The following is a 15,121-nucleotide window of genomic DNA, read 5'->3' on the forward strand; positions in this document are numbered from 1 at the left end:
AACCCATAAAAACTTTATTAGTACGAGTGTACTCATAAAATTCCCTGGTGCGGTCTGGCCTACTTTGGCGCCTCTTCGTTCAAGTAGGCAGCAATGGACGCTTCCGTTGGCTTGACGTCCTTGAGCTCCTCGGACAGGTATCCCTCGATAATCCTTGGATCAACATAGGACGAGCGCGCCACCGAAGGCGTATTGCCCAAGAGGTCCGATGCCTCTTTGATGGCCCGCACAATGGCCTGCCTGGGAGTTCCCTTATGGCCCGACTTGATGAGGCACATGGCAGCAGCCGCCGTCCCCTTCCACGTCCGGAAATCCTTGGAGGTGTAAGCCTCTCCGGCGACTCCGCGCAGGTATTCGTTGATCATGGACGCGTCGACCGATACCCAGGAGCCATTGGCTTGGTAGGCCAGCAGGCGCTCTTTGCCCGGCCGCCCTGCCAGCGGTTCCAGGAACGCGGCAAGGGCGGGATCGTGAATGGAGGTGTCCCACAGCTGACCGCTCTTGCCGGGGAACTTGAGGAAAACGTCCGGCCCTTCCACGCGGGCGTGCCGGCATCGAAGCGTCGTGAGCCCATACGAGCCGTTTTGCTTCATGTAGACCTCGGAACCAACGCGGAGCGCACCGAGGTCCATGAACCGCACGGCGGCAGCAAGGGTCTGTTGTCGGGGGTCGTCGGAATCCCGGAGATGCACGGTCACGTTGCGGCGTACCGCAGGCAGGACCAAGCCCAGCTTTGCGGCCCTGATGAACTTTTCGGTGTCCTTCCGCTCCCGCCACCCCGGATGGTAGATATATTGGCTTCGCCCGGCAGCGTCCACACCGGTAGCCAGAATGTGCCCATGCTCGAACGGGCTGATCCAAACATCGGTCCACGCGGGCGGGATCGCCAGCGCATTGATGCGCTGGCGATCCTCCTTGCTGACCAAGCTCCCGTCAGGGTGGCGGTAGCTGAACCCCTTGCCTACCCTGCGGCGAACTATGCCGGGTTTGGAAAGGTCACTTCGCTTAAGCCTGGGCACGGCCTGCCTGCCTAGGTCGCGACAGCCGGAGCCGGGTTCCCGCTACGCCTCGTCCGGATCCGTCACGGCGGCGCCGGCATTCATGATTTCGGCGTTGATCATCCATACCAGCTGCTCAAGGCGGGAAATGAAAGCGTGCAGAAGGTCCGCCGTTGTGGGGTCTTCCTCGTCCACTTCGTCATGGACATCGCGCATGGTCTGGACTGCGCGCTCAACGCGGTCGGTGACCAGCTTGACGGCGTTCTTGGTGTTGACCAGTCCTGCCGGGAATTCCTCCAGGCGCGTGCCCTTGGCGATGGTGGCACTGCGGCCATCCGGGAGTGCGTGGAGGGCTCGCATACGCTCGGCGGTGTCGTCAGCGAACTCGCGTGTAGCCACTACCAGCTCGTCCAACTGGAGGTGAAGATCGCGGAAGTTCGGCCCCACGATGTTCCAGTGCGCCTGCTTTCCTTGAAGCTGTAGCTCAATAAGGTCCGTCAAGACGATCTGAAGGTTGTCTGCAAGCTGCTGTGACGCTTTCATGTGTTCCTCTCATAGACGTTCATGTGAGCCAAAAACGTGCCGCACAGTTTCTGCAGCACTGCCCAATCATCAAGTGACGACTGCAATAACCCTTTCATAAGGAAGCTTAGTAGTACAATGAGGAGTGTTACTGTTCACGACTGGCGAACTTCCCCTTCGGGCGCGGATCGCCTTAGTGGTACACGAAAAGGCACTTGGATCCGTAGAACGCAACCAAGTACCGGCATAACTAAATCGAAGTAACTCGGAATGCATACTCGGGAATCGGCGGTTCATCAAAGATTCCCGCGGAAAGGAATGTGCTGACCATGAATACGCTTCTGATCATTGCTGGTGTAGTAGCAATTGTTCTCCTTCTTGTAGGTGGCTTCTCGCAAGCCCTTAACTGGCTGCTGTGGGTAGGCGTCGTCCTCCTCGTTATCGCAGCCATCGGCTGGCTGCTGAGCTTCATGTCGGGTCGCAGGGGACACACGGTATAGGAGACCGAACGAGGATCGAACGCCGGGGGCAACGCCCCCGGCGTCCCTACACCCCGGTGTAGTTAGGCCTCTTCCCCACGGCTCCCGGTTGCCGAGGGCGGTGGGGCCGCATCCGGATCCAAAGGTGTGGGGAACTCGTCACCCGGAGCCGGAACTCCTTGGGCCGGCCGTTCCGGCGTCTCGCGCTCACCGCCCTGACCGGGCATTTCCTGCTCAGGCGTGGGTGTGCCGTAGCCGCCGGGCTCGCTTTCCGGGTCCACGCGGTGTTCGTCCTGACTCATAGCTTCCTCCTTGGATTTCCGATGAGGCCCCGTTCAAAAAGATCGAGGAATGCTGACAGTTCGACCGTAGTCCCGCGCAGGGTCGTCGTCCACCAAAACCACACGGAGGTGCACAGATGGTAGAACCGGAGCAGGCCCCCAGGATCGGCAGGAACGAGTCCACCGAGGAACGAATGGACCGGAACTGGATGGAACTGATCCAGGAGTTACGGGTTCTCCAAACAGGGGTGCAGATCCTTGGCGGTTTCCTGCTCACGCTGCCCTTCCAAGAACGCTTCGAACTCCTGGACGACTGGCAACGGAGCCTCTACCTCTTCAACGTGATGGTGGCAGCAGTGACCACCGTGCTGATAGTGCTCCCCGTCAGCGTGCATCGCCGCTTGTTCCGCAGGGGGCTCAAGGCCACCCTGGTTTCAAGTGCCGATGTGGTCACCAAGTGGGCGCTGGCTGGTGTGGCTTTGTTGATCGTTGGCTCTGCCACCCTTGTTTTCGACTTCACCGCCGGCCGGACGGCCGGACTTGTAGCTGCAGGATTCATCATCCTGGTGCTGCTGCTCCTGGTGGTGGGAACACCCCTATGGCTGCACCGTCGAGCAGTCCGAAACAGCGACGACAACGGAACTCCCAGGGAAGAGTGAGCCCGATGCTCAGACCCATGAAGCACCCCGGAACATCCAGCAAGGACAAAGATCCCGCGCGCCATTGGGTCAAGGACCACGGCTTGCTGCTGGTCAACGCAGGCCTGTTCGTCGTCTTCCTCGGGGGAATGATCATCTCGGGAGCGGCAACTTACAGCGAGGAACAACAGGCTCACGGCCAGCCAGCCACCGGTATCACGGATTTCCTGACATCAGGCAGCTTCTGGGAAGCCGTCTTTGAAAACTGGGAATCGGAGTTTCTTCAAATGGCCATGTACGTGGTCCTTACCGTCTTTCTGTTCCAGAGGGGTTCCTCGGAGTCAAAACCCGTGGACAAGGAAGCACCCCAGGATGAAGATCCCCGCGATGCCAGGAAGTCACCCAAGACCCCGTGGCCGGTAAGGCGCGGCGGCTGGGTGCTGAAGGTCTACGAGCACTCACTCTCCGGCCTGCTGGGCCTCCTGTTTCTGACCTCCTTCACATTGCACGCGGTAGGTGGCGCAGCCGCCTACAACGAGGAACAGCTCAGCCATGGCCTGCCCGAGGTCTCCACCTGGGAATACATGGCTTCCAGCCAGTTCTGGTTTGAGTCCTTCCAGAACTGGCAAAGTGAGTTCCTCGCTGTCGCCGTCCTGGTAGGAGCCTCCGTGTACCTCCGTGAACGTGGTTCACCCGAGTCCAAACCGGTGGCGGAACCGCACTACGAAACCGGCGCCTAACCCCTAGGCGAAGGCAACACGACCTAAGCCTTCTTCTTGGCCCGCGCCTTTGGTTTGCTGGCAGTTTTGCTGGCGGCAGCAGCGTCGTCGTCCGCTTTTTCCTTGCCGCGCTTCTTGTCCAGGCTGCGCTTGAGGGCTTCCATGAGGTCGATGACGTCGCCGCCCTCGCCCTCACCTTCCACCACGCCAAAGGTTGCCTCGGTGTCCAGGGCCTCGCCCTTCTCCAACTTGGCCTCGATCAATGTTCGAAGCTGCGCTTGGTAGTCATCGGTGTATTCGTCGGGGTCAAAGTCGTGCGCCATGGATTCCACCAAGGCGGAGGACATCTCCAGTTCCTTGTCCGAGATCTTGATGTCCGTCTCCAGTGACGGGAACTTGGCCTCGCGGACCTCATCGCCCCACAGCAGCGCCTGGAGCAACAGCACGTCCCCACGCACCCGCAGTGCCCCCAGACGGGTCTTCTGCCTCAGGGCGTACTGGACAATTGCGATTCTGTCAGTGTCCTCCAACGTCTGCCTGAGCAGCATGTACGCTTTGGGCGATTTGGAGTCCGGCTCCAGGAAATAGCTGCGCTCATACATGATGGGGTCCAGCTGCTCGGCGGGGATAAATTCCACCACCTCAATTTCGCGGCTGTTCTCCTCCGGCAACGACTTCAATTCCGCAGACGTAAGGACCACGGTGCGGCCTTCTTCTTCGTAAGCCTTATCAATATCCTCGTACGCAACAACATCGCCGCAAATTTCGCATTTCCGTTGGTACCGAATACGCCCACCGTCCTTATTGTGGACTTGGTGCAGGCCAATATCGTGATCCTCCGTGGCACTGTAGAGCTTCACTGGTACGTTGACCAGACCGAACGCGATAGATCCCTTCCATATGGCCCTCATGCACCCAGTCAACAGCACAACACAGCGGAGGAGAAGAGGTGGCAGGCAAGCAACAGGAGCGGGTGAACGTGGAAGGCCACGAGCTCACTCTCACCAATCTGGGCAAAATCATCTACCCGGAAACCGGCACCACCAAGGCCGAAGTGCTGGAATACTACGCCGCAGTGGCACCTTTCCTGATCCCCGCTGCTGCCAACAGGCCCGTCACCCGCAAGCGCTGGGTCAACGGAGTGGGTACCGCCGAAAACCCCGGGCAAGTCTTCTTCCAGAAGAACCTGGAGGACTCCGCGCCAAAGTGGATTCCCCGCGCCACAATTCAGCATTCGGACCACACCAACGTCTATCCCCTGGTCAACAACCTTGCGACGCTCACGTGGATGGCCCAGATCGCCTCCTTGGAAATTCACGTTCCACAGTGGCAAGTGGACCCTTCCGGGAAGCCGCTCCGCCCCGACCGTTTCGTCCTGGACCTCGACCCCGGGCCCGGGGCAGGTCTGCCCGAATGCGTTGAAGTGGCCAAGCTGGCCCGTTCCATCCTGCAGGACATGGGAATGGACCCGGTCCCTGTTACCAGCGGCAGCAAAGGCATCCACCTCTACACGGGCCTGGACGGGACGCTGAAGTCCGAGCAAGTGTCCGCCTTCGCCAAAGAGCTGGCCCGGGCGTTGGAATCGGACCACCCCGATCTGGTGGTCAGCGACATGAAGAAGTCCCTCCGCCACGGCAAAGTGCTGGTGGACTGGAGCCAGAACAGCGGAAACAAGACCACAATCGTCCCCTACTCCCTCCGCGGACGCGCCATCCCCACCGTGGCGGCGCCGCGCACGTGGCGGGAGCTCTCCTCCGCTTCGTTGGAGCACTTGGACTACCGGGCCGTGATGAAGCGCGTGAAGACCGGCAAAGACCACTTCGCACCCATCTCCGAACGGCACCTGCCGCCTCATGGGGAGGATGAGAAGGACGACGGCGGTGCTCCCGGAAGCGGTTCAGGCACCGGCCGTTCCCGCGAGCGGGTGGTGACAGTCGAGAACCGTCTCGCCAAATACGTCGGGATGCGCGATCCGGACAAAACCCCGGAGCCGTTCCCGTCGTCGTCGGGCGCTTCTGCCACACCGCAATCCGCGGGTTCCTCCTCCGCCCAGCCAAAGCCCGGCGACCCTCCGCCGCCCGGCGGCATATTCGTCATCCAGGAGCACCACGCCCGCCGCTACCACTTGGACCTGCGCCTGGAGCACAACGGAGTCCTGGCATCGTGGGCGTTGCCGCGCGGCATCCCGGAAACCTCCGACCGCAACAACCTAGCCGTACATACCGAGGACCACCCCATGGAATACGCGAACTTCGCGGGCGTCATTCCCAAGGGCGAGTACGGGGCCGGGACCATGACCATCTGGGACCGCGGCGAGTACACCTGCGAGAAGTGGCGCGACGGCAAGGAAGTGATCGCCACCCTCACGGGCGAACCGGGTGGTGGCCTTGGCGGCACCAAACGCTTTGCGCTGATTAATACGGGCCAGAACTGGCTGATCCATCTCATGAAGGAACAGCCAGATGGGCGTCGGGGCGGCCCGGCTGCGGCCAAAACTTCGGCACCCAAGTCCGCGCCGGCTCAGCCGCAGCCCATGCCGAACTACACCCCCATGCTGGCCACCGCCGGAACCGCCGCTGATCTCCGCGGCGACGATTGGCTCTTTGAACTGAAGTGGGACGGAATCCGGGCGATCATCACCGGTACGGAGGGCAAGATCCGGCTCATGAGCCGCAACGGAAACGATCTTACGGCCGCCTATCCCGAACTGACGGACCGCACATGCTGGCCCGACGGAGACTTCGTTGCGGACGGCGAAATCGTGGCGCTCGGCAAAGGGTCCAGGCCTGACTTCGGACGGCTGCAGCTAAGGATGAATTTGGTCAAAGGTGCGGACATCGAGCGCGCCCGGGCTACGGTTCCGGTGCAGCTCATGCTGTTCGATCTTCTGTACGACGACGGTAGGGACCTGAGCGGGCTGCCGTTCCGCGAGCGCCGCGAGAGGCTTTCCGGGTTTTCGGAGCGTCTGCGTAAAGGTTGCCCCCTTCACCTTTCAGCGGTGCTGGACCACGACGTGGAAGACCTCATGACCAGCGCAGCCGAGCTTGGCTTGGAGGGTGTCATGGCCAAGAAGGCCGACAGCAGATATGTCATCGGACGTCGCAGCAGGTCGTGGATCAAGCTCAAGCTGGAGCAAAGCCAGGAAGTAGTGGTGGGAGGTTGGCGGCCGGGGGCCGGGGCCCGAAGCGGGACTTTCGGCGCGTTGCTGCTGGGCATCCCCGACGGCCACAAGCTGCACTACGTGGGCCGGGTGGGCACCGGATTCAAGGACTGGCAGCTCCGGGATGTCATGGAGCATCTTGAGCCCCGGGTGGTAAGCGAATGCCCCTTCACAGACATACCCCGCGAAGATGCAGCGGGTGCCACGTGGGTGAGCCCTGAGCTGGTGGCCGAGGTATCCTTCGGCGAATGGACGGGGCCCGGCCGGCTCCGTCATCCGGTGTGGCGGGGCTGGCGTCCGGATAAGTCCCCTAACGACGTCAGCCAGCCCAACTGAGTCGCATTTGTGCGCGTTTTGAGGGCTCAAAACGCGCTGTGCTGCTCCTCAGTTGGGCTGGCTACGCAGGTGGTGCGGGTTCGTTCGGGTTTGTTTGGGTGGCCGGGTTATTAGGAGGAGTGCGGCATCTGCGGGCGGCTGGTCCGGTGGACCGCCGTCACAGCTGCTCCCTGGCCCACGCGGCCGTGGGCTTGTCCCCGTTCCTTCGGGTGGCGTCGTTTACCGTTACCGTCCGGCCACTGCCTGCTTTGGCCGGCGCCCAACGCGACCGCGATGGTGGTCGGTTCGGGCATGGGCGCCATGTCCATGGACTCCACCAAATGGCTTGCAACCTCAGGATTGATGCGTTCAGCAGTCATGGTTCTTCCTTTCCAGTGTGCCTATTTTTCAGTGTGCCGCCCGCAGGTTTACCAGCGGACCTTCTTCTCGGTCTTAGCCTGCTTGCCGCTGGCGGCGGTGGGCTTGTGCCCCTTGCCAGTGCTTTGCCAGCCCGCTGGAGCACCGCCCCCGGACTTGCTTGCCAGCATGGCCTTCTGCGCGTCGGTCAGCTTGGACTTGATACCGCCGGCGGCCGGGGTCTTTTTGTTTTCGGAAGGGTTGGCAGTCATATGTGGACTCCTAAAGGTGTGAGTCCTGAAGAGACACGTATCCTATGTCGTTGCGGTTCGGGAAGAAGACGTCGAGAACGGGAACGGCATGGAGGCAGGGCCTCAACAGGCGTGGATTTTTGTCAGGTGAAACTCGGCTGTGCCGCGAGGGGCAGAGGCCGGTTTACTCAAAAATCAGTGTTCCCATGCCTCATACCCTAGCTAAGTCCCGGCAGATTTGGGAACCCCTCACCTGCAGCAACTTTGAATTCCGGCGCCCAACCCCATCGGGATTCTTCCTCGGCTAGCATGGCAAACGTGACCCGGAGAGCATCCATCGCCGCCGCATTGCGTGCCGCCGGCTGCGTTTTCGCGGAGGACGAAGCCCGACTCCTCATAGACGCCGCCCGCCATCCGGACGAGCTCCACCATATGGTGGACCAGCGGCTCAGCGGATTGCCCCTGGAACACATTGTGGGCTGGGCGGATTTCTGCGGAAAGCGCATGGCCGTCAGCCCGGGGGTGTTCGTGCCCAGGCGTCGCACGGAGTTCATGGTCCGGAAGGCCGCGACCATCGCCAAGCCCGGTGTCGTCGTCGTGGACCTTTGTTGCGGTTCCGGGGCAATAGGGGCGGCGCTCCACGATCTTTTGGGGAGCTGTGAGCTGCATGCCGCGGACATCGACGCCGCTGCGGTCCGTTGCGCGCGATACAACGTCGAGCCCCGTGGTGGACGCGTCCACCACGGGGATCTGTTTGAAGCCCTCCCTGAGACGTTGCGCCAGAAGGTGGACGTGCTGCTCGCCAACGCGCCGTATGTGCCCACGGAGTTAATAGGCATGATGCCGCCGGAGGCGCGACTCCACGAGCCGAGAGCAGCGCTCGACGGCGGCGCTGACGGTTTGGCGGTACAGCGTCGGGTAGCGCTGGGCGCGGCTCAGTGGCTGGCGCCGGGTGGGTTCCTGGTGATGGAAACCTCGGGGCAGCAGGCGCTGGCGACGGCAGGGATTCTCGGCGAGGCGGGGTTCATCGCGGAGGTGGCCTCGGACGAAAGGGCAGACGCAACCGTGGTGATGGGTACCCGCGGGCCTATCGATTCATCAGCTTCCGGGACCCAAACTGCCCCGTTAAGTGGGCTCAGCTAAACAATTTGGTAACAACGTGCTCTGGAGGGCAAAAACGGAGGCGGATCCGCTTGATAGCGGGGCAAGAGCGGGTAATGAGATGCAACACAGCTAGGCAATTTGCACCCAAAAACTGCCCAAAAATCGGATCTCAACTCGGGTTTTCGGCCTAAAACCCGTAAAATTGAAACCCTGCCCAGAGCGGGGCAGCAGAAGTCGCAAGCAAATGACCTCCCTAGGAGAAGCCCAAATGCCCACAGACCAAAGCAACACCGTCTCTCCGGATGGCGCAAGGAACGCCACCGGGAACCAGGTATTGGCCGGCCCCACCCCGGCCGCCACAAACGCAGCAAACGCAGTAAAGAACGCAACGAAGAAGCTTCGCCCGAAGCGCCGGCTCAAAGAGTCCGACGTCAACGTGGTGAACAAGCCGATGCTGCGCAAAGCACTCGGCGGCACCATCGTCGGCAACACCATGGAATGGTACGACGTCGGTGTTTTCGGCTACCTCATCACCACCATGGGTCCTGTCTTCCTCCCGGAGGCAGACCCCTCGGTCCAGACTCTGTTCCTGCTGGGAACCTTCGCCGCAACCTTCATCGCCCGCCCCCTCGGTGGAATCGTGTTCGGCTGGCTCGGCGACAAGGTGGGCCGCCAGAAGGTGCTCGCCGCAACACTGATGCTGATGGCGGCAAGTACGTTCGCCGTCGGCCTCCTTCCCGGCTATGCGCAGATCGGCATCTGGGCCGCCGCGTTGCTGGTGATCCTGAAGCTCATCCAGGGCTTCTCCACCGGTGGCGAATACGCCGGTGCCACCACGTTCGTGAGTGAGTACGCTCCGGATAAGCGCCGCGGATTCTTCGCCAGCTTCCTGGACATGGGCAGCTACATCGGCTTCGCCTTGGGCGCCGCCCTGGTTTCGGTCCTGCAACTCACGCTGGGACAGGCCGCCATGGAGGAGTGGGGCTGGAGGATTCCGTTCCTGATCGCTGGTCCGCTGGGCCTCATCGCGGTGTACTTCCGTAGCAAGATCGAGGAATCCCCTCAGTTCCAGGCCACCCTTGATGCCCAGGAGGCATCGGCCAAGGACGCAACAGCGCAGGATGCCGCTGCTGCCAAGGGACCTGTGGGCATCATCAAGGCCTACTGGCGCCAGATCCTCCTGGCCATGATCCTGGCTGCTGCAGCAAACATTGTTGGCTACGCACTGACGTCCTACATGCCCACGTACCTCACGGACTCCAAGGGCTACGATCCCGTCCACGGCACCCTGCTGACCATCCCGGTCCTGGTGATCATGGCCATCTGCATTCCCCTTACCGGCCGCCTCTCGGACCGCATCGGCCGCCGGCCAGTCCTGTGGGTAGGCGCGGGCAGCACAGTGGTCTTCTCCATTCCCGCCTTTATGCTCATTGGCATCGGCGAGATCTGGTCCACGCTTGCAGGCCTGGCACTGATCGCCTTCCCGGTGACGTTCTACGTGGCAAACCTGGCCTCGGCACTGCCCGCCCTGTTCCCCACGTCCAGCCGCTACGGCGGAATGGGCATTGCCTACAACTTCTCCGTGGCGATCTTCGGTGGCACCACCCCGTTCATCGTTCAGGGACTCATTGAAGGCACGGGCAACGACATGATGCCCGCCTACTACCTGATGGGTACCTCGATCATCGGCGCCATTGCCATCTTCTTCCTGCCGGAATCGGCCCGCCGCCCGCTGCCGGGCTCCATGCCCAGCGTGGACACCCAGGCAGAGGCACGTGAACTGGTGGAAACGCAGGACACCAACCCGTTGATCAACCTGGATCAGATGCCGTTCGACGGCCGGCCCATCGATGATTCATCGCTCGGCAAAGGCAATAAGGACCTGACTCCCGCTTAGGAACTCACTGCCTGCAACTTCTGCATAGCGATTCAGTTAGTTCGCGGCAGCTTGCCGCCCACCGTAGCCACCAGCCCCAAGGCGCTCTCCTTGGCGTTGGTGGCTGCGGCGTTTAAGGGTGCACGACGGCGGCCGGTTCAGGGTTCGTGGCAAAGTAGAGCCAGGTGCGGGATAGCCAGGCTGCAAGTTGCTGTTGGTCCCATCCCATGGCCGTCCGGATCAGGAGATACGTGTCCGCTGCGCCAAGAAGCGCGGTGGTATCGGCCACCCAGTCCACGTCGATCCCGCTGCTGATCAGGCCGTCCCGCTCCAATCCGCGCCACATGCGCCGGGATGCGGCGATGGTGTCCCTGCGCGCGGCGTCGAAGGCTTCCCGGATCAGGGGTTCGCTGGCTTCGGCCTCGCGGGCAACGGCAAACAGCGGTCCGGTCCGGATCATGGTTGCAGCTATGTTGTTGGCCAGTGCCTGCAACCGGGCTTCCAAGGTATCCGGCGTCGCATTCGCTGAGCCCGGCGTCATTGGTCCCGGCTTGTCTGTGCCGGGCTCGTCTGTGCCGGGCTCGTCCGGGACCGGCTCTTCGGACCCCATTCCCGCGAAGGTCTGGTCAACCACGCGCTTCAGGAGCTCGGCCTTGCTGGTGAACCGGAGGAACAATGTGCGTTCAGCGCAGTCTGCTGCACTGGCGATTTGGCTCATGGTGGTTGCCGTGTACCCCTGACGCACAAAGAGTTCACCCGCAGCAGCCATGACCGCACGTTCGGTGCGCCTGATCCGCGGATCCACGGTTTGCCCCTTGTCCTTCACCATCATGAAGTGCAGTATAGGCGTACTAATTCAGTGACGGTGCATTAGGAGGCGTGTTGTTATGGAAGAATCCATCCCACCGCTGAACGGCCTGCTGGGAACCAAGCTGCCGGTCAGGGACCTTGCGGGGACGTGCAGTTGGTACTCCCGCGTGTTCGGCTGGGAGGCGGTCATGGAGTTCCCCGGTCCGGACGGAACAATCGCCGGTGCCGCCGGCCGCTTGCCCGGCGCCAACCCCACCGGCCTTTCCTTCCGGGCCAATCCCGCGGCCCAATCCCAGGAGGGCCTGGAACTCGCTATCGATATTTCGCACCGGGAAGACCTGGAGGCCTGGCTGGAGCACTTGGACAGGGAAGGTGTTCCGCACTCCCCCGTCATTGATGCTTCGGTGGCCTGGCTTGTGGTCCTTAAGGATCCGGAAGGCCACGAGATCCATCTCATGACCCGCGAACGGCATGGGTTCGATCAGACCGGTCGCGCAGGCTACGGCCGTACGGTGGCCGAAACACCTGCAGGCTGACCGGCGCAACCCCGTCGCTCCCCCGCGCCTGCGTCGCTGCCCCGCGACGGAATAGCGGGCCGGCAACGGGAAAGCGTCAGGATCCCAGCAACCCCCGCACCGCCTCGCCCATGATCCGCATACCTTCGGGGAACGCTCCCGGGTTGGGACCGGCATAGTTGAGCCGGATATACGGCCCCTCGGGTTCCGCGGGGAACCACTCCGTCCCTGCGGCAATGAGCACCCCGGCCGCTTCGCAATCCTTGGTGAGACGTTCGACGTCGAACCCGTCCGGCATCCTGAGCCACAGGTTCAAGCCGCCCTTGGGCAGATGGCTGAGATGGGCTTGCGGCACATGCTCCCGCAGGCTGGTGACCAGGAGGTCGCGGCGGGACTGGAGCTGGTGGCTGAGGCCGCGAAGGTGAGTCTGCCACCCTGGTTGCGTGACGACGTCGAGCGCTGCCGCCTGCAGCAGGCCGCTCACGTACATGGACTCGGCCGCCTGCGCGCCCATGATCCGTTCACGAGCCGGGCCGCGCGCGATCGCCGCTGCGATCCGAATGGACGGTGACACGCTTTTAGTCAGCGAGCGGATGTACACCACGTGCCCGGAGTCGTCCTTGGCAGCTACCGGGACGGAGGGTGCCGTGATGCCGAAGTCGTGGGCCCAGTCGTCCTCCACCAGGAAGGCTCCGTGACGGCGGACGATCTTCAGCACTTCCTCGCCGCGACGCGCCGTCCACTGGGCGCCCGTGGGATTGGCGAAATTGGGCTGTGCATAGAACAGCCTGGCGCCGGACTCCTCGAAGGCCCTGTCCAGCTCTTCGGGATCCGGCCCCTCCGGGCCGCTGGGAACAGGGATCACCTTCACGCCCGCCTGGCCGGCAGCCAGCAGCGCACCCCAATAGCTGGGCGATTCCACCAGCAGTGGCTGTCCGTGGCCCACCAGCCCGCGGAAAATCGAGCTGAGGCCGCTTTGACTGCCGGGAAGAACCACGACGTCGCTGGGCTGGGGTGGCGTGACGCCCACCGGCGTTGAGGTACTGAGTTCCTGCGCGAACCAGGTCTGCAGTTCGGGGATACCCTGCGCCGGCGGCCGGGACAGGGCTGCCTCGCCGCGGGCTGCGCGGGTCAGTGCTGCACGGACCAGACGTTCCGGAAGCAGTTCGCGGTCCGGATACCCCGAGTGGAACGCGATGACGTTGTTGGAAGCGCTCCGCATCGCGGCGGAGTTCAGCGGACGTGCGGTCTGGGCTGATCGCAGGGCAGCCGTCTGCCAGCCGTAGTCCGACGGCCTCGCTGTCCGGAATGCGCGGACGAATGTTCCAACGCCGGGGCGGCTTTCAATCAGGCCTTGCGCCGTGAGGGTCCGCAGGGCTTTTTGGACAGTCACCGGGCTCGCTTGGTACTCGGCCACCAGGTGCCGGGTTGATGGCAGCTTTGCCCCGGGCGCCGCATCAGCGATCCACTCCTTCAATCGCAGGGCGATCCGGGAACTGCTATCGTTGTTCATGAGTCACAATAGTAGCGCTACTATGCATTCGCGGGCAGTGATATCCGCCCGCACGTCCACCGGAATCTGGTGGGGCCTGCTGGGCGTCCTGGCCTTTTCCTTCACAGTTCCTTTCACCCGCGTGGCTGTTGAGGGCATGTCTCCCCTGTTCATTGGAGCCGGCCGGGCCGTGGTCGCCGCACTGCTGGCGGCATTGGCCCTGGGCATCACCAGGCAGCGGTTGCCTGGCGCTTCCCAATGGTTGCGTTTGGCCGTGGTGGCCGGAGGTGTGGTTGCCGGCTTCCCGCTGCTGACAACTTTTGCCCTCACCAGCACCTCAGCCAGCCATGGAGCGGTGGTGATCGCCCTGCTCCCGGCTGCCACGGCCACAGCGGCCGTGATTCGCGGACGGGAACGCCCGCGTCCCCTGTTCTGGGTCCTGACGTTCACCGGAGTGGTGGCGGCCTTGGTCTTTGCACTGGTCCAGTCCGGAGGGTTCGGCTCGCTCCACTGGGCGGACCTGCTCCTGCTGGCTGCCGTGCTTGCCGCTGCTGTTGGCTACGCAGAAGGTGGCATGCTGGCCCGCGAACTCGGATCGTGGCAGACCATCTCCTGGGCGCTGGTGGTCGCCTCGCCAGTGATGATCATCCTGACTGCGGTTTCGCTCAGCTCCGGACTGCCCTCCGCATCCGGCGCCCAGTGGCTCTCCTTTGTCTATTTGGGGGTGGTGAGCATGTTCCTGGGCTTCTTTGCCTGGTACCGGGGCCTCGCAATCGGCCCCATGGCCCAAGTCAGCCAAATCCAACTGGTCCAACCCGTGATGACCATTGCGTGGGCCGGGATGCTGCTGGGCGAGTCCATCACCTGGACCACCGTGGTGGGTGGCCTGGCGGTGATCATCTGCGCAGGTGCCGCTGTCCGCGTGCGCCTCAGCCCGCCGTCGAACTCCTGATTATTCCGGTTCTGAAAGGACGTACTCCATGTACACCCCAGCACACTTTGCCGCATCCCCGGAGGCTGTTGACTCGCTCCTGTCCGGAGCCAGCGCAGCCAATCTGGTCACCATGTCAGAGGATGGGCTGCTGGCCACGCTCTTGCCGTTTGTTTACGAGCCCACGGTGGGTGAGCACGGTGCCTTGCACGCACATATCGCCCGCAATAACACGCAGTGGTCATCACCAGCGATCGGCGAGTCACTGATGATCGTCCAAGGTGCCGACGCCTACATTTCGCCGTCCTGGTACGCCTCCAAAGCGGAGCACGGCCGGGTGGTGCCCACGTGGAATTACTCCACGGCCCACGTTTACGGTCAGCTTGTTATCCACGACGATGCCGAGTGGCTGGGCAGGCACGTCCGCCGGCTCTCCAATCACCACGAGGCCGGGATGCGGGACCCGTGGAGCGTGGAGGACGCGCCCCAGCGGTTCATCGCCGGCCAACTGAGGGCGATTGTCGGCGTCGAACTCTTGATTTCCCGGGTGGAGGCCAAGGCCAAGCTGAGCCAGAACCGTCCTGCCGCGGACATCGACGGTGTGATTGCCGGGCTCCGTGAACGTGGTGACGCTGCGAGCGCCGCCGATGTGGAACGGGCCCGGACCTCGTAG

Annotated in this window: 17 protein-coding genes; 9 read left to right on the top strand and 8 right to left on the bottom strand. The window is 62.8% G+C overall.

Annotated elements, in window-relative coordinates; all coding sequences use genetic code 11:
- Nucleotides 1-59 precede the first annotated feature (59 nt).
- Both MOD31_RS11420 and MOD31_RS11425 read right to left on the bottom strand, forming a co-directional pair.
- Complete coding sequence (locus tag MOD31_RS11420) at nucleotides 60-1,019, bottom strand: DNA topoisomerase IB (RefSeq protein ID WP_250820653.1); 960 nt, start codon at nucleotides 1,017-1,019, stop codon at nucleotides 60-62.
- Nucleotides 1,020-1,061: 42 nt separating this feature from the next.
- Nucleotides 1,062-1,541 carry a Dps family protein gene (locus MOD31_RS11425; RefSeq protein WP_024819119.1) on the bottom strand — a complete coding sequence of 160 codons (480 nt, stop codon included), beginning with the start codon at nucleotides 1,539-1,541 and terminating at the stop codon, nucleotides 1,062-1,064.
- 308 nt (nucleotides 1,542-1,849) lie between these two features.
- Here MOD31_RS11425 and MOD31_RS11430 point away from each other — a divergent pair, with 308 nt between their 5' ends.
- The gene (locus MOD31_RS11430) at nucleotides 1,850-2,020 is read left to right on the top strand and encodes a hypothetical protein (protein ID WP_018778938.1); all 171 of its coding nucleotides are present in this window, start codon (nucleotides 1,850-1,852) and stop codon (nucleotides 2,018-2,020) included.
- A 62-nt stretch (nucleotides 2,021-2,082) separates the two neighbouring features.
- Here the strand turns inward: MOD31_RS11430 and MOD31_RS11435 are convergent, their stop codons facing one another.
- Complete coding sequence (locus MOD31_RS11435; protein ID WP_250820654.1) at nucleotides 2,083-2,301, bottom strand: hypothetical protein; 219 nt, start codon at nucleotides 2,299-2,301, stop codon at nucleotides 2,083-2,085.
- A 116-nt stretch (nucleotides 2,302-2,417) separates the two neighbouring features.
- Here MOD31_RS11435 and MOD31_RS11440 point away from each other — a divergent pair, with 116 nt between their 5' ends.
- The gene (locus tag MOD31_RS11440) at nucleotides 2,418-2,939 is read left to right on the top strand and encodes a DUF6328 family protein (protein ID WP_142937035.1); all 522 of its coding nucleotides are present in this window, start codon (nucleotides 2,418-2,420) and stop codon (nucleotides 2,937-2,939) included.
- A 17-nt stretch (nucleotides 2,940-2,956) separates the two neighbouring features.
- Nucleotides 2,957-3,658: a DUF6766 family protein gene (locus MOD31_RS11445; RefSeq protein ID WP_223941502.1), complete on the top strand. Its 702-nt coding sequence runs from the start codon at nucleotides 2,957-2,959 to the stop codon at nucleotides 3,656-3,658.
- Between the two features lie 23 nt (nucleotides 3,659-3,681).
- On the opposite strand, the gene MOD31_RS11450 is transcribed toward MOD31_RS11445, so the two are convergent.
- Nucleotides 3,682-4,548 carry a Ku protein gene (locus tag MOD31_RS11450; protein ID WP_166841101.1) on the bottom strand — a complete coding sequence of 289 codons (867 nt, stop codon included), beginning with the start codon at nucleotides 4,546-4,548 and terminating at the stop codon, nucleotides 3,682-3,684.
- 38 nt (nucleotides 4,549-4,586) lie between these two features.
- On the opposite strand from MOD31_RS11450, the gene MOD31_RS11455 reads away from it, so the two are divergent.
- Nucleotides 4,587-7,133, top strand: a complete 2,547-nt coding sequence (locus MOD31_RS11455; RefSeq protein WP_250820655.1) for an ATP-dependent DNA ligase — start codon at nucleotides 4,587-4,589, stop codon at nucleotides 7,131-7,133.
- A 110-nt stretch (nucleotides 7,134-7,243) separates the two neighbouring features.
- On the opposite strand, the gene MOD31_RS11460 is transcribed toward MOD31_RS11455, so the two are convergent.
- Together MOD31_RS11460 and MOD31_RS11465 are read right to left on the bottom strand one after the other, a co-directional pair.
- Nucleotides 7,244-7,492, bottom strand: coding sequence for a hypothetical protein (locus tag MOD31_RS11460; protein ID WP_250820656.1), 249 nt, complete (start codon nucleotides 7,490-7,492; stop codon nucleotides 7,244-7,246).
- A gap of 48 nt (nucleotides 7,493-7,540) precedes the next feature.
- Nucleotides 7,541-7,741: a hypothetical protein gene (locus tag MOD31_RS11465; RefSeq protein ID WP_142937040.1), complete on the bottom strand. Its 201-nt coding sequence runs from the start codon at nucleotides 7,739-7,741 to the stop codon at nucleotides 7,541-7,543.
- A gap of 288 nt (nucleotides 7,742-8,029) precedes the next feature.
- Here MOD31_RS11465 and MOD31_RS11470 point away from each other — a divergent pair, with 288 nt between their 5' ends.
- Together MOD31_RS11470 and MOD31_RS11475 are read left to right on the top strand one after the other, a co-directional pair.
- Entirely contained in the window at nucleotides 8,030-8,863 is an 834-nt protein-coding gene (locus tag MOD31_RS11470; protein ID WP_374206987.1) for a putative protein N(5)-glutamine methyltransferase, read from the top strand.
- Nucleotides 8,864-9,092: 229 nt separating this feature from the next.
- Entirely contained in the window at nucleotides 9,093-10,721 is a 1,629-nt protein-coding gene (locus MOD31_RS11475) for an MFS transporter (RefSeq protein WP_142937042.1), read from the top strand.
- Between the two features lie 112 nt (nucleotides 10,722-10,833).
- On the opposite strand, the gene MOD31_RS11480 is transcribed toward MOD31_RS11475, so the two are convergent.
- Nucleotides 10,834-11,532 (bottom strand): TetR/AcrR family transcriptional regulator, encoded by a 699-nt coding sequence (locus MOD31_RS11480; protein ID WP_250820658.1) that lies wholly within the window; start codon nucleotides 11,530-11,532, stop codon nucleotides 10,834-10,836.
- Nucleotides 11,533-11,587: 55 nt separating this feature from the next.
- Here MOD31_RS11480 and MOD31_RS11485 point away from each other — a divergent pair, with 55 nt between their 5' ends.
- The gene (locus MOD31_RS11485; RefSeq protein WP_166841095.1) at nucleotides 11,588-12,046 is read left to right on the top strand and encodes a VOC family protein; all 459 of its coding nucleotides are present in this window, start codon (nucleotides 11,588-11,590) and stop codon (nucleotides 12,044-12,046) included.
- Nucleotides 12,047-12,122: 76 nt separating this feature from the next.
- Here the strand turns inward: MOD31_RS11485 and MOD31_RS11490 are convergent, their stop codons facing one another.
- Nucleotides 12,123-13,538 (bottom strand): PLP-dependent aminotransferase family protein, encoded by a 1,416-nt coding sequence (locus MOD31_RS11490; protein WP_250820659.1) that lies wholly within the window; start codon nucleotides 13,536-13,538, stop codon nucleotides 12,123-12,125.
- Here MOD31_RS11490 and MOD31_RS11495 point away from each other — a divergent pair.
- Nucleotides 13,537-14,469 (top strand): DMT family transporter, encoded by a 933-nt coding sequence (locus tag MOD31_RS11495; RefSeq protein WP_250820660.1) that lies wholly within the window; start codon nucleotides 13,537-13,539, stop codon nucleotides 14,467-14,469. The two genes, MOD31_RS11490 and MOD31_RS11495, sit on opposite strands and share 2 nt — an antisense overlap.
- A 28-nt stretch (nucleotides 14,470-14,497) precedes the next feature.
- Nucleotides 14,498-15,121 (top strand): FMN-binding negative transcriptional regulator, encoded by a 624-nt coding sequence (locus MOD31_RS11500; protein WP_250820661.1) that lies wholly within the window; start codon nucleotides 14,498-14,500, stop codon nucleotides 15,119-15,121.

Origin of the sequence: Paenarthrobacter sp. TYUT067, assembly GCF_023656375.1 — a bacterium.
Lineage (GTDB): Bacteria > Actinomycetota > Actinomycetes > Actinomycetales > Micrococcaceae > Arthrobacter.

Bases quoted from the DNA above. Each gene is read 5' to 3' on its own strand.
- MOD31_RS11500 (WP_250820661.1), top strand. From the start codon at position 14,498: ATGTACACCCCAGCACACTTTGCCGCATCCCCGGAGGCTGTTGACTCG.
- MOD31_RS11490 (WP_250820659.1), bottom strand. From the start codon at position 13,538: ATGAACAACGATAGCAGTTCCCGGATCGCCCTGCGATTGAAGGAGTGG.
- MOD31_RS11485 (WP_166841095.1), top strand. From the start codon at position 11,588: ATGGAAGAATCCATCCCACCGCTGAACGGCCTGCTGGGAACCAAGCTG.
- MOD31_RS11470 (WP_374206987.1), top strand. From the start codon at position 8,030: ATGGCAAACGTGACCCGGAGAGCATCCATCGCCGCCGCATTGCGTGCC.
- MOD31_RS11465 (WP_142937040.1), bottom strand. From the start codon at position 7,741: ATGACTGCCAACCCTTCCGAAAACAAAAAGACCCCGGCCGCCGGCGGT.
- MOD31_RS11450 (WP_166841101.1), bottom strand. From the start codon at position 4,548: ATGAGGGCCATATGGAAGGGATCTATCGCGTTCGGTCTGGTCAACGTA.
- MOD31_RS11475 (WP_142937042.1), top strand. From the start codon at position 9,093: ATGCCCACAGACCAAAGCAACACCGTCTCTCCGGATGGCGCAAGGAAC.
- MOD31_RS11495 (WP_250820660.1), top strand. From the start codon at position 13,537: ATGAGTCACAATAGTAGCGCTACTATGCATTCGCGGGCAGTGATATCC.
- MOD31_RS11430 (WP_018778938.1), top strand. From the start codon at position 1,850: ATGAATACGCTTCTGATCATTGCTGGTGTAGTAGCAATTGTTCTCCTT.
- MOD31_RS11440 (WP_142937035.1), top strand. From the start codon at position 2,418: ATGGTAGAACCGGAGCAGGCCCCCAGGATCGGCAGGAACGAGTCCACC.
- MOD31_RS11445 (WP_223941502.1), top strand. From the start codon at position 2,957: ATGAAGCACCCCGGAACATCCAGCAAGGACAAAGATCCCGCGCGCCAT.
- MOD31_RS11460 (WP_250820656.1), bottom strand. From the start codon at position 7,492: ATGACTGCTGAACGCATCAATCCTGAGGTTGCAAGCCATTTGGTGGAG.
- MOD31_RS11480 (WP_250820658.1), bottom strand. From the start codon at position 11,532: ATGATGGTGAAGGACAAGGGGCAAACCGTGGATCCGCGGATCAGGCGC.
- MOD31_RS11435 (WP_250820654.1), bottom strand. From the start codon at position 2,301: ATGAGTCAGGACGAACACCGCGTGGACCCGGAAAGCGAGCCCGGCGGC.
- MOD31_RS11425 (WP_024819119.1), bottom strand. From the start codon at position 1,541: ATGAAAGCGTCACAGCAGCTTGCAGACAACCTTCAGATCGTCTTGACG.